Below are 11,017 nucleotides of genomic sequence, written 5' to 3'. Positions count from 1 at the left end.
CCGCCACTCCCGCGCAGAGCTCAAGGGCGATCAGCCCCCAGGCCACCGGCGGGATCAGTGACGGCCAGATCAGTCCGAAGGCCGCGATCTGTTCGACAAACAGGGCGGGGGAGGCCAGCTTGAACCCGGCGGAGGCGAGGAAAAATCCCCCCAGTGCCAGATTGGCCAGCATGTGCAGATAAACAGCCATGGGATAGATCTTTATCATCCATGACTCCGACTGCCAGCCACAGGCGTTTGCTTCGCCATGTCCGGGCTATCGGCCGGATAGCGGGCCAGCTCCTGATAGTCGCCGTCCGCTTCGCAGCGAAAGACGGCGGCGGTTTCACCGCGCTGGCACCACTGCTGCCACTCGTCTGGCGGGCAGTGGAGGCGAATGGCGAGGCCACAGCCGGCGCTGAGCAGGCGCGGCACATCGCAGACCCGAAACGACTGGCCGTGTTGCTCCAGCCGCTTGCGCAGCCTGACTGTGCCGAGGGTGGAGTGGAACAGGTAGAGAAACTCCTGATTCATGATTTGCCTCCCGTGCTGGCGCGCGCGCCGAACAGGGCGGCCCCCAGCGCACCGGCAAACTGAGCATCCGGGTGGGTGGCTACGTCGCAGCCCAATCCTTGCGCCAGATAGTGGCGGAAGGTGGCGCAGTGGCTGACGCCGCCGGTAAAGAGCACGCTCGGTCTGGCGCCGAGGCGGCCGATAAAGTTGGCACTGCGCCGGGCCATAGAGCGGACGATACCGGCCAGGATCGACTCGGCCGGAATGCCCGCCGAGCGCAGGCTGATCGCCTTTGATTCGGCAAACACGGTGCACATGCTGCTGATGTCGTGGGGTTCGGCCCCTTGCAGCAGTTCGTCGAGCTGTTCGACCCGCGCCCCCAGAGTGCGGGTGATCACCTCGAGAAAGCGGCCGGTACCGGCGGCGCACTTGTCGTTCATCAGAAAATCTGTGAGGTTGCCCTCGCCATCGAGCTGGATCACCTTGCTGTCCTGCCCGCCGATGTCGATGACGGTGTGTACCGACGGGCAGAGCAGGCGCGCCCCCAGCCCGTGGCAGGAGATCTCGGTAACCCGGCGATCTGCGAACGACGCCAGATCCCGGCCATAGCCGGTCAGGGTCAGGTGGGGGCGCTCTGGCAAATCGGCCGAGAGCTCCTCCCAGCCTTGCTCGATGGCAGCCAGCGGACGAAAGGGGGTCGGCACCAGAAAACGGCGGACGATACGCCCGCCATCCTTGTGGTCGAACAGGATCCCCTTGGTCGCGGTGGAGCCCGAGTCAATCCCGATGGATAGTGACACGGCGCCTCCTTACAGCATTTCGATAAAGGCGGCCAGCCGGGTGGCCAGTTGTCCCTTGTCGGCGCTGGAGTAGTCGGTCTCCACCGCCATGTAGGGGATGCCATGGCGTTCGCGCACATGGCGTTTGATGGCGAGCGATTCCACCGCATAGGTGTGGCAAGCCTGCAGGATCACATCGATCACCCCGTCAGCCTGATACTCCTCCACCATCTGGCTCAGCAGCTTCATGCGCTGGTGGTTGGGGGAGATACAGGAGCAACCGATAGCCAGATACTTGTCGGTCAGCGCATCGAACGGGTCACCCTGTTCGCTGACGCACTGCTCGGTCGCCTTGGCGCCGGTGCAGTTCTCGTAACCTACTACCCAGCCGCCGTGCTCCTCGATGAGACGCACCACCTTGTCGGCGGCGCCGCCGATGGGGCAGCCGGTGATGAGGATGCGCGGACGGGCGTCGAGCCGCTTGCCCTCGGCATAGTCGGCCTTGATGCGGCGGGTCATCTCCTGCAGCTCGCTGATGAGCCGCTCCTTATCGAAGCGGAAGGTGGCGCCATAGACCACCTTGAGCAGGTCGGTACCGCTGAGTGCCGGCGGATTGAGCTGGCCCAGCCGGTAGAAATCGGCCAGCGCGCGGCGCTCGCGGTTTTTCAGCACGATGGCGTCGCGCAACGCCTGCTCGCTGATGGGATTGCCGAACTGCTGTTCCAACAACTCCTTGAAGCGGACGATTTCGCTGCGCCACAGGGTGCGGGAGGCTTCGTCATCGGCGCGGTTGGGCAACTGCATCACGTGCACCGGTTTGAACTCGGCCATGTACTCGTACATCTTCTTCTTGCCGTCACAGGTGGTTTCCCCCACCACCAGATCGGAGAAGTAGAAGTAGGGGCACTTGTCGGTCTTGCCGAAACCATAGCTGCTCTTGATCAGCGGGCAGAGGTTGCGGGGCAGGTCTTTCTCGGCCTCCTCGATGGTCTCATCGCTGGTGGAGCAGAGCGATACCACCACCGCGCCGGCGGCCATCGCCACCTCCTGCGGCATGAAGGTGCAGTAGGTACCAACCAGGGGGATCTGTCGCTCCTTGAGTGCCATCACAGCCAGAAAGCCCTGACGACGGGCATCTGAAAAACTATCGAATATGGCTGGCAACTCGGTGATAAGTGACATAGGCGATCCTGCCCTGATGAGAGAAATGAAGAGACGGACGAGCCATCCGTGACGGCACATCCAATCGCGAGAATTATACCTTTGGGGGTAATTCGAAAATTGCGGTGGATCACAAGGTGTCGGGTAAATCCTTAATGACAGGCAGGTTATTGCGAAGGGGTCTGGCAGGTTGAAGGGGGCTACATGGGGAATAAAAAACGGGCACCGCGAGGTGCCCGTTTTGGCAATCAGTGGCGCAGACCGGTTCCGCGGGAGATAAGCCACCAGGCGATGCCGTAGAGGGCCACGATAAAGCCGATGATGATGAGGTAGGCGGTGCCGAGCGGTACGTCGGAGATACCGAGGAAGCCGTAACGGAACGCGTTCACCATGTAGATGATGGGGTTCACCTGGGAGACGCCCTGCCAGAAGGGGGGCAGCAGGCTGATGGAGTAGAACACCCCGCCCAGATAGGTGAGCGGCGTCAGTACGAAGGTGGGGATGATGCTGATGTCGTCGAAGGTCTTGGCAAACACCGCGTTGATGAGGCCACCCAGCGAGAAAAGGATGGCGGTGAGCAGTACGGTGAAGCAGACGCTGAACAGATGGTGGATCTGCAGCGGCACGAAGAAGAGCGACACCAGGGTGACGATGAGGCCGACACAGAGGCCGCGCGCCACGCCACCGCCCACGTAGCCGGCGATGATGACGTAGTTGGGCACCGGCGCGACCAGCATCTCCTCGATATTGCGCTGGAACTTGGCGCTGAAGAAGGAGGAGGCGACGTTGGAGTAGGAGTTGGTGATCACCGACATCATGATGAGGCCGGGCACGATGAACTCCATGTAAGTGAAACCGCCCATATCACCGATGCGCGAACCGATCAGGTTGCCGAAGATGACGAAATAGAGGCTCATGGTGATGGCCGGTGGCACCAGGGTCTGGATCCAGATCCGGGTAAAGCGGCTCACCTCTTTGGCCAGAATGCTCTTGAAGGCGATGTAATAGATGGCCAGATTCATGCCTTTCTCCCCTCTTCGACCAGATTGACGAACAGCTCTTCCAGCCGGTTGGCCTTGTTGCGCATGCTCACGACCTGCACCTGCTGCTTCGACAGTTGCTCGAACAGGCTGTTGAGTGACTGGCTCTTGTCGAGATCCACCTCAAGAGTGCGTTCATCCGGCATGCGGCCGTTGAACTCTGGCACCTCGGGTACGGCAGAACCTGGCGCAAGGTCGAGCAGGAAGGTCTCGCGACCCAGCTTGCCCAGCAGATTCTTCATGCTGGTGTTCTCGATCAGACGCCCCTTGTCGATGATGCCGATGTTGCGGCAGAGCATCTCCGCCTCTTCCAGATAGTGGGTAGTAAGGATGATGGTGACGCCTTGCTCGTTGAGATCCTTGAGGAAGGTCCACATGGAGCGGCGGATCTCGATATCGACCCCGGCGGTCGGTTCATCGAGGATCAGCAGTTTGGGCTCGTGCATCAGGGCGCGGGCGATCATCAGACGGCGCTTCATGCCGCCGGAGAGGGTGCGGGCAGGCATGTCGCGCTTCTCCCACAGATCGAGCTGGCGCAGGTACTTCTCGGCGCGGATCTTGGCTTCCGCCTTGGGCACGCCGTAGAAACCGGCCTGATGGGTGACAATCTGGATCACCTTCTCGAACTGGCTGAAGTTGAACTCCTGCGGCACCAGTCCGAGCTGAGCCTTGGCCTGTTCGAGATCGCTGTCGATGTCATAGCCAAACACCTTCACCTTGCCGGCGCTCTTGTTCACCAGCGAGCTGATGACGCCGATGGTGGTGGATTTGCCCGCGCCGTTCGGGCCGAGCAGGGCGAAGAAATCCCCCTGCCTGACGGTAAGATCGATGCCTTTAAGGGCTTCGATGCCCCCCTGATAGGTCTTTTTCAGGCCGCTGATTTCCAGTGCGTTCATTGCAACCTCTGTGATGGTTGAATCCGGCTCGATACAGAAAAGGCGGCCAAGGCCGCCTGCACAGAGTAAAGGGCGCAAGGCCGCTTCACCCGTGATATTCCTGAACCTGGCTTACTCCTGGGGTACCACTTTGCCGATAAACGGCAGGTTGCGGTACTTCTGGGCGTAGTCGATGCCACAGCCGACCACGAATTCGTCCGGAATGGCGAAGCCAATCCAGTCGACCGGCACTTGCACTTCGCGGCGGGAGGGTTTGTCCAGCAGGGTGCAGATGGCCAGGGATTTCGGCTCGCGCAGGGAGAGGATCTCGCGCACCTTGTTGAGGGTGTAACCGGTGTCGATGATGTCTTCCACGATCACCACATCCTTGCCCTTGATGTCATCGTCCAGGTCTTTGAGGATGCGGACGTCACGGGTGCTGTGCATGCCGGAGCCGTAGCTGGAGGCGGTCATGAAGTCCAGGGTGATGGGCAGCTGGCACTGGCGGCAGAGGTCGGCCAGGAAGATGCAGGAACCGCGCAGCAGCGCAATCATCACGACTTCGTCAGAACCCTGATAGCGGGCGGTGATCTCTTCACCCAATTTGGCGATCCGGGCGGCTACTTCAGCCTCGGAGATCATCACCTCGACGGTGTGTTTCATCACTTACTCCCATAAGGCCAAAGGGGATTTGGCCGTTCATGAATATCAAAACCGATGATTCTACCACTCATGTTGAAGGGTGCTAGAGATACGTGGTGCTTTTATCGGCTTATTTTAATTGATAGAGTTAGCAGGCACTCAGGCATGATTAGTTAAAATACTATAAACACCATAATCAATAACTATTAGATGATAAAAACTATGGAACCACGCGCAGAAATAAGACGTCGTACCCGGCTGTCGCCGGAAGCTCGTCGCTCCCAATTGATGGAATGTGCCATCGAGGTGTTCTCCCGTCGCGGCATTGGCCGCGCAGGTCACGCCGAGATAGCCGAACAGGCCAAGGTCTCTGTGGCTACCGTCTTCAACTATTTCAACACCCGCGAGGAGTTGGTAGATGAGGTGCTGGCCGAGATCGAACGCTTTGTGAACCAAATGCTGTCGCAGGCATACGGTGACCAGGGCTCCATTTTCGACAAGATCCAGCGTCATGTACGCCTCTCTGTCGATGCCGCCTACGATCAACCGGATTATGCCGGTATCTGGCTGGAGTGGAGCTCATCGGTTCGGGAAGAGGTATGGCCCCGCTATACCCGGCTGCTCGATCACTGCCTTGAGCTGATCGCCAGCGAGCTGCAAACCTCCATGGATGCAGGGGAGATCACCAGCGTGCTGTCAGCACAGGATCTGGCCCGCTCTTTGACCGGTTTTGGCTATGTGATGATGCAGATGATCAATCAACCTCAGCGCCCGGCGCGACAAGAGGTGACTGATTTCCTGTTCAAGTACGTGACGGCGCCAATTCAGGCTCGCTAACACGACTTAACGAAAAAACGGCGTCACTCATTGAGTGGCGCCGTTTTTTTATGGCCGGATATGGCGGTCACCTCAGCGGTGGCCATAGCCCCAGCGGCGGGTCAACTCATGCTCGACACCGAGATGATCGAGGATGCGGGCGACCATAAAGTCCACCAGATCGGCGATGCTTTTCGGCTCATGATAGAAACCGGGGGCGGCAGGCATGATGGTCACCCCGAGCCGTGCCAGTTTCAGCATGTTCTCCAGATGGATCGCCGAGAAGGGGCTCTCGCGGGGCACCAGGATCAGCTGGCCGCGCTCCTTGATCACCACATCCGCCGCCCGCTCCAGCAGGTTGTCGGAGGTGCCGTTGGCAATGGCCGAGACGGTGCCCATGGAGCAGGGGCAGACCACCATCTGCTTGGGCGCGGCCGAACCGGAGGCCACCGGCGAGAACCACTCCTCCTTGCCGCAGGCGACAATCTGCCCCTCCTTGGCGCCATATTGGCGACAAAGATAGGCAGAGAGCTCTTTCGGCGAGCCGGGCCAATCCTGTTGCTGCTCGGTCTTGAGTACCACTCGTGCCGCCGATGAGGCGAGCAGATAGACCCTATAGTCCGCCTGCACCAGACACTGGAGCAGGCGCAGGGCGTAGGGGGCGCCGGAGGCGCCGGTCAGCGCCAGGGTGATCTCTTTGTTCATAGTTCGCCGTGGTAATCCTTGAGGCGGGCGATCAGCTTGTCATGAATACCGCCGAAGCCGCCGTTGCTCATGATCAGAATATGGTCGCCATCGCGGCTCTCGGCTACCAACCGGTTGATCAGGGTCTCCAGATCGTTGAATACCTTGGCCGGTCGGGTCATATGGGCCGTCACCTCGCCGAGATCCCAGCCGATGTTGGGGGGTTGGAAGAAGAACACCTCGTCGGCGCCATCGAAGCATCCGGCCAGCTCCTCCTTGTGAACCCCCAGCTTCATGGTGTTGGAGCGTGGCTCCAGCACCGCCAGAATACGGGCTTCTCCTACCTTGGCGCGCAGGCCGCCGAGGGTGGTCTCGATGGCGGTGGGGTGGTGGGCAAAGTCGTCATAGACACTGATGCCAGCCACTTCGCCCTTGAGTTCCATCCGCCGTTTGGGTGATTTGAATTGGCAGAGGGCGGCGATGCCATGCTCCACCATCACGCCAGCATGACGTGCGGCAGCAATGGCCATCAGACCGTTGTTGACGTTGTGCTCGCCGATGCACTCCCAGTGCACTTCGCCCTGCTTCACCCCGTCCAGCCACACCTCGAAGGCGGAGCCGTCATCGGCCAGCTTGACCGCTTTCCACTTGGCGTCATCCTGACCCACCAGCTCCACTTCGCTCCAGCAGCCCATCTTGCGCACGGCGGTGAGGTTGTCATCCGCCTTCGGGAACAGCACCCGACCGTTGCTCGGTACGGTGCGCATCAGGTGGTGGAACTGGCGCTGGATGGCGGCGAGATCCGGGAAGATGTCCGCGTGGTCGAACTCCAGATTGTTCATCACCAGGGTGCGCGGGTGGTAGTGGACGAACTTGGAGCGCTTGTCGAAGAAGGCGCAGTCATACTCGTCAGCTTCGATGACGAAGAAGGGGGCAGAACCGAGGCGGGCGGAGACCGGGAAGTTGCCCGGCACGCCGCCAATAAGGAAACCGGGCTCCAGCTTGGCGTACTCCAGCACCCAGGCCAGCATGCTGGCGGTGGTGGTTTTGCCATGGGTGCCAGCAACGGCCAGCACCCAGCGATCTTGCAGCACGTGCTCCAGCAGCCACTGGGGGCCGGAGATGTAGGGCAGATTGCGGTCCAGCACATATTCAACACAGGGGTTGCCGCGGCTCATGGCGTTGCCAATCACCACCAGATCCGGCGCCGGATCGAGCTGGGACGGATCATAGCCTTCGGTCAGTTCGATGCCCTGTTGCTCGAGCTGGGTGCTCATGGGGGGATAGACATTGGCGTCCGAGCCGGTCACCCGGTAACCAAGCTGTTTTGCCAACACCGCCAGACCACCCATAAAGGTGCCGCAGATCCCGAGAATGTGAATATGCATACCGCTTCCTTTCGCAGTAAAGGGAAGTGCGCATTCTAGGGGGTGTTGCGGTGGTGGCACAAGCCGCACTCATGGTGATAGGCCCACAGATGCAGCACCGGAGGCAGAAATCTTGGCGCTGTTGGGATATGCGAGATTGGAATGGCCAGGCGGGCTTTATTTGAGGCTTGATATTGTGTCGCACTTTTTTACAATTCTTCGGTTTTGTGACGCACGCTACAGTTTTACGATATCGCCCTTTTCCAAAGGAGAGTCCCCATGGGCAAGTTCCTGCTTTGCTATCTGGTCGGTGGTCTGGTGGCCATCAGTTGGGCTGCGTTGCCCGATCATGGTCCCTGGGATCAGTGGGACCTCACGATTTTTCACACCGTTAACGGCTGGCTCGGGCAGTCGGCTCTGTGGGCCGATCTGGTGGCTATCACCAATAACCGGCTGTTCGATCTGGCGGTGCTGGCCTGTATGGGGCTGATCCTGGTCCGCTGTTTCTTTGCACGGGATCTGGCGGGTCGTCGCCAACTGGTAGCGATGGGCATAGTGATGCTGCTGAGTGCTCTGGTGATCAACCAGCTTGGTCACCGATTGCCGGTGGAGCGACCCAGTCCGACCCTGATTGTGGCCGATGCGCTGCGGGTGACCCAGATCAGCGGTATTCCGACCAAGGACTCTTCCGGTGATAGCTTCCCCGGGGATCACGCCCTGTTCCTGATGATCTTCGCCGGTTTTGCCCTGCGCTATCTGCCGCGCTGGGCGGGAGTCACCGCATTGCTGATGGTGCCGATCTTTTCCGCGCCGCGCATTCTGGCTGGCGCCCACTGGTTTACCGATGTCTACGTCGGCGCGCTGGGGCTGGCGACCCTCTGTCTGCCCTGGTTGCTGTTGACCCCGCTGGCGGATCGGCTGATAGACCGCATCGCCCCCCGATTGGCCCGTGTGCCGCTGCTGCGCAGTCAGACCCACTGATTGAGCGTCGCAAAATAAAACGCCCCGACATGAAAATGTCGGGGCGTTTTATTATCAACCCGCGAGAGATCAGCCTTGATAGCCGTTCGGGTTGTTGCTTTGCCAGCGCCAGGTATCGACCATCATCTGCTCCAGACCGCGCTCTGCCTGCCAGCCCAGCTCGGCACGGGCCAGCGTCGGCTCTGCCCAGCACTCGGCGATGTCGCCCGGGCGACGGGGTTTGATTTGGTAGGGAATGGGTCGGCCGCTGGCCGCTTCAAACGCCTTGACCATCTCCAGTACCGAGTAGCCCTGACCTGTGCCCAGGTTGTAGGTGAAGACGCCGGTGTCGCTCTTGATGCGCGCCAGTGCTTTCAGGTGGCCGATGGCCAGATCCACCACATGGATGTAGTCACGTACGCCGGTGCCATCCGGGGTCGGGTAGTCGTTGCCAAATACCCCCAGCTCCTTGAGCTTGCCCACGCCGACCTGACTGATATAGGGCAGCAGGTTGTTGGGGATGCCGTTGGGATCTTCACCAATCAGGCCGCTCTCGTGGGCGCCGACCGGGTTGAAGTAACGCAGCAGTACGATAGCCCAGCGGGGATCGGATTTGGCGAGATCGCGCAGGATCTCCTCCACCATCAGCTTGGAGCGACCATAGGGGTTGGTGGCGCTGGTGGGGAAATCTTCCCGCAGCGGTACCGAGGCGGGATCGCCATAGACAGTGGCCGAGGAGCTGAATACCAGCCGGAAAACCCCGGCCTTGGCCATCTCTTCGCACAGCACCAGAGTGCCGCTGATGTTGTTCTGGTAGTAGGTGAGCGGGATCTGGCTCGACTCCCCGACCGCCTTGAGGCCGGCGAAGTGGATGACCGATTCGATCTGGTGGTTGGCGAACAGCTGCTGCAGGCAGGCTCTGTCCAGCACATCCCCTTCGACGAAGGTGACAGGTTTGCCGGTGATCTGCTCGACCCGCTTGAGTGACTCCGGTGAGGAGTTGGAGAGGTTGTCGAGTACCACGACCTGCTGCCCCGCGCCGAGCAGCTCAACCAGGGTGTGGGAGCCGATATAGCCGGCGCCCCCTGTGACCAGTATTGTCATTTTTTATCCCGTGTTCTGGTGAAACTGGGGCAGAGTCTACCCGTCCTGCCCGCTCGGGAAAAGGTTGAGATACCAATGAAGCCCTTTTTGTATCTCAATAATCGAGACTGATATCCCCTTTCGCAGTGCAGGAACAGGCCAGTGCCACGCCGCTCTCCAGATCCTGCGCACTCAAGGTCATCACGCTCTGGCGCTCGATGTCACCTGTGGTGGTGCAACGACAGCTGCCACATACTCCGGCGCGACAAGCCGCCATCATGGTTTCGCCTGCAGCTTCCAGCGCCGCCAGCAGGGTCTGACCCGGCAGGATTTTCACCTTTTTACCGCTCTTGTTCAGGGTCAGCCAGAAGTGGTCGCTGGTGGTGGCGGGCTCTACGGGAGGAAGACCGAAGGACTCCTGATGCAGCTGCTCCGGCGGCAATCCCAGTTCCGCCAGCATGGTTTTGACCGCAGCCATATAGGGGGCCGGGCCACAGAGATAGACATGGCGTTCGCGCAGGTCTGGGGCCAATTCGGCCAGCATGGCGGGGGTGAGTCGGCCAACCCAGGGGTGGTCAGCCGGAGCTTGCTCCAGCACGAATGCATGACGTAGCCCGATATGTGCCTCAGTCAGCGCAGTCAGCTCCTCGGTAAAGATCACATCTGCTGGCAAGCGGGCGCTATGGATAAAGCGGATATCGGCATCCGGCCGTTTGGCGAGCTCATCCCGCAGCATGGCCCACATGGGGGTGATGCCTGAGCCAGCGCTCAAGAGCAGCGGCCGCTGGCAGGGGATGGCGGTCAGGTTGAAATCGCCGAACGGGCCATCGGCCCGGATCTTGTCTCCCACCTGCAGGGTCTGGTGCAGATGGCGAGAGACCTGTCCCACATCCTTGATGGTGACCTGCCAGCAGGCATCCTGCGGGCTGGAGGAGAGGGTATAGGCACGGCAGTGGGGCTGGCCGTCGATCTCGGTGTGCAGGGTGATGCACTGGCCTGCCAGCACGGGAGGGAGGCTGCCAGAAAGCGGCGCCAGCTGCCAGCTTACTACGTCGTGGGTGTTCTGTTGGCGGCCAATGCAGGTGAGCGTGAGAGAGGTCATCACAAGGCTCCTTAGG

Annotated in this window: 13 protein-coding genes; 2 read left to right on the top strand and 11 right to left on the bottom strand. The window is 60.5% G+C overall.

Annotated features, from left to right (window positions below; all coding sequences use genetic code 11):
- The 7 genes from DBR30_RS22525 to hpt form a co-directional block, all read right to left on the bottom strand.
- On the bottom strand, positions 1-208 hold a 208-nt coding region (locus DBR30_RS22525; protein ID WP_375135861.1), incomplete at its 3' end, for a MauE/DoxX family redox-associated membrane protein.
- Positions 205-513, bottom strand: a complete 309-nt coding sequence (locus DBR30_RS18200; RefSeq protein WP_108541781.1) for a DUF3343 domain-containing protein — start codon at positions 511-513, stop codon at positions 205-207. The genes DBR30_RS22525 and DBR30_RS18200, both read right to left, overlap by 4 nt.
- Positions 510-1,292 (bottom strand): acyl-CoA dehydratase activase, encoded by a 783-nt coding sequence (locus DBR30_RS18195; RefSeq protein ID WP_108588465.1) that lies wholly within the window; start codon positions 1,290-1,292, stop codon positions 510-512. The genes DBR30_RS18200 and DBR30_RS18195 overlap by 4 nt, the downstream gene beginning before the upstream one ends.
- Positions 1,293-1,301: 9 nt before the next feature.
- Entirely contained in the window at positions 1,302-2,453 is a 1,152-nt protein-coding gene (locus DBR30_RS18190) for a double-cubane-cluster-containing anaerobic reductase (protein ID WP_108541780.1), read from the bottom strand.
- Between the two features lie 227 nt (positions 2,454-2,680).
- A complete protein-coding gene (locus tag DBR30_RS18185; RefSeq protein WP_019445351.1) occupies positions 2,681-3,454 on the bottom strand; it encodes an ABC transporter permease in 774 nt (257 codons plus the stop codon).
- A complete protein-coding gene (locus tag DBR30_RS18180; protein WP_108541779.1) occupies positions 3,451-4,368 on the bottom strand; it encodes an ABC transporter ATP-binding protein in 918 nt (305 codons plus the stop codon). Before DBR30_RS18180 ends, DBR30_RS18185 begins: the two co-directional genes overlap by 4 nt.
- A 111-nt stretch (positions 4,369-4,479) precedes the next feature.
- Positions 4,480-5,010 (bottom strand): hypoxanthine phosphoribosyltransferase, encoded by a 531-nt coding sequence (gene hpt, locus DBR30_RS18175; RefSeq protein ID WP_005335618.1) that lies wholly within the window; start codon positions 5,008-5,010, stop codon positions 4,480-4,482.
- 201 nt (positions 5,011-5,211) lie between these two features.
- Here hpt and DBR30_RS18170 point away from each other — a divergent pair, with 201 nt between their 5' ends.
- On the top strand, positions 5,212-5,826 hold the full coding sequence (locus DBR30_RS18170) for a TetR/AcrR family transcriptional regulator (RefSeq protein WP_019445349.1): 615 nt from the start codon (positions 5,212-5,214) through the stop codon (positions 5,824-5,826).
- A gap of 72 nt (positions 5,827-5,898) precedes the next feature.
- On the opposite strand, the gene DBR30_RS18165 is transcribed toward DBR30_RS18170, so the two are convergent.
- On the bottom strand, positions 5,899-6,510 hold the full coding sequence (locus DBR30_RS18165; protein WP_108541778.1) for a flavin prenyltransferase UbiX: 612 nt from the start codon (positions 6,508-6,510) through the stop codon (positions 5,899-5,901).
- Entirely contained in the window at positions 6,507-7,877 is a 1,371-nt protein-coding gene (mpl, locus tag DBR30_RS18160) for a UDP-N-acetylmuramate:L-alanyl-gamma-D-glutamyl-meso-diaminopimelate ligase (RefSeq protein WP_108541777.1), read from the bottom strand. Before mpl ends, DBR30_RS18165 begins: the two co-directional genes overlap by 4 nt.
- Before the next feature lie 258 nt (positions 7,878-8,135).
- On the opposite strand from mpl, the gene DBR30_RS18155 reads away from it, so the two are divergent.
- The gene (locus tag DBR30_RS18155; RefSeq protein WP_108541776.1) at positions 8,136-8,837 is read left to right on the top strand and encodes a phosphatase PAP2 family protein; all 702 of its coding nucleotides are present in this window, start codon (positions 8,136-8,138) and stop codon (positions 8,835-8,837) included.
- 69 nt (positions 8,838-8,906) lie between these two features.
- Here the strand turns inward: DBR30_RS18155 and galE are convergent, their stop codons facing one another.
- Together galE and DBR30_RS18145 are read right to left on the bottom strand one after the other, a co-directional pair.
- Entirely contained in the window at positions 8,907-9,920 is a 1,014-nt protein-coding gene (gene galE, locus DBR30_RS18150) for a UDP-glucose 4-epimerase GalE (protein ID WP_005335608.1), read from the bottom strand.
- Positions 9,921-10,014: 94 nt separating this feature from the next.
- Positions 10,015-11,001 (bottom strand): hybrid-cluster NAD(P)-dependent oxidoreductase, encoded by a 987-nt coding sequence (locus tag DBR30_RS18145; protein ID WP_108541775.1) that lies wholly within the window; start codon positions 10,999-11,001, stop codon positions 10,015-10,017.
- Positions 11,002-11,017 lie beyond the last annotated feature (16 nt).

This window comes from Aeromonas sp. HMWF017 (genome assembly GCF_003061465.1).
In the GTDB taxonomy this organism is placed as follows: Bacteria; Pseudomonadota; Gammaproteobacteria; order Enterobacterales; family Aeromonadaceae; genus Aeromonas; species Aeromonas veronii.
Note: the sequence above shows the minus strand (reverse complement) of the source record. Positions and strands in the feature narration are given on the sequence as shown.

Bases quoted from the DNA above. Each gene is read 5' to 3' on its own strand.
- DBR30_RS18200 (WP_108541781.1), bottom strand. From the start codon at position 513: ATGAATCAGGAGTTTCTCTACCTGTTCCACTCCACCCTCGGCACAGTC.
- DBR30_RS18190 (WP_108541780.1), bottom strand. From the start codon at position 2,453: ATGTCACTTATCACCGAGTTGCCAGCCATATTCGATAGTTTTTCAGAT.
- DBR30_RS18185 (WP_019445351.1), bottom strand. From the start codon at position 3,454: ATGAATCTGGCCATCTATTACATCGCCTTCAAGAGCATTCTGGCCAAA.
- DBR30_RS18180 (WP_108541779.1), bottom strand. From the start codon at position 4,368: ATGAACGCACTGGAAATCAGCGGCCTGAAAAAGACCTATCAGGGGGGC.
- hpt (WP_005335618.1), bottom strand. From the start codon at position 5,010: ATGAAACACACCGTCGAGGTGATGATCTCCGAGGCTGAAGTAGCCGCC.
- DBR30_RS18170 (WP_019445349.1), top strand. From the start codon at position 5,212: ATGGAACCACGCGCAGAAATAAGACGTCGTACCCGGCTGTCGCCGGAA.
- DBR30_RS18165 (WP_108541778.1), bottom strand. From the start codon at position 6,510: ATGAACAAAGAGATCACCCTGGCGCTGACCGGCGCCTCCGGCGCCCCC.
- mpl (WP_108541777.1), bottom strand. From the start codon at position 7,877: ATGCATATTCACATTCTCGGGATCTGCGGCACCTTTATGGGTGGTCTG.
- DBR30_RS18155 (WP_108541776.1), top strand. From the start codon at position 8,136: ATGGGCAAGTTCCTGCTTTGCTATCTGGTCGGTGGTCTGGTGGCCATC.
- galE (WP_005335608.1), bottom strand. From the start codon at position 9,920: ATGACAATACTGGTCACAGGGGGCGCCGGCTATATCGGCTCCCACACC.
- DBR30_RS18145 (WP_108541775.1), bottom strand. From the start codon at position 11,001: ATGACCTCTCTCACGCTCACCTGCATTGGCCGCCAACAGAACACCCAC.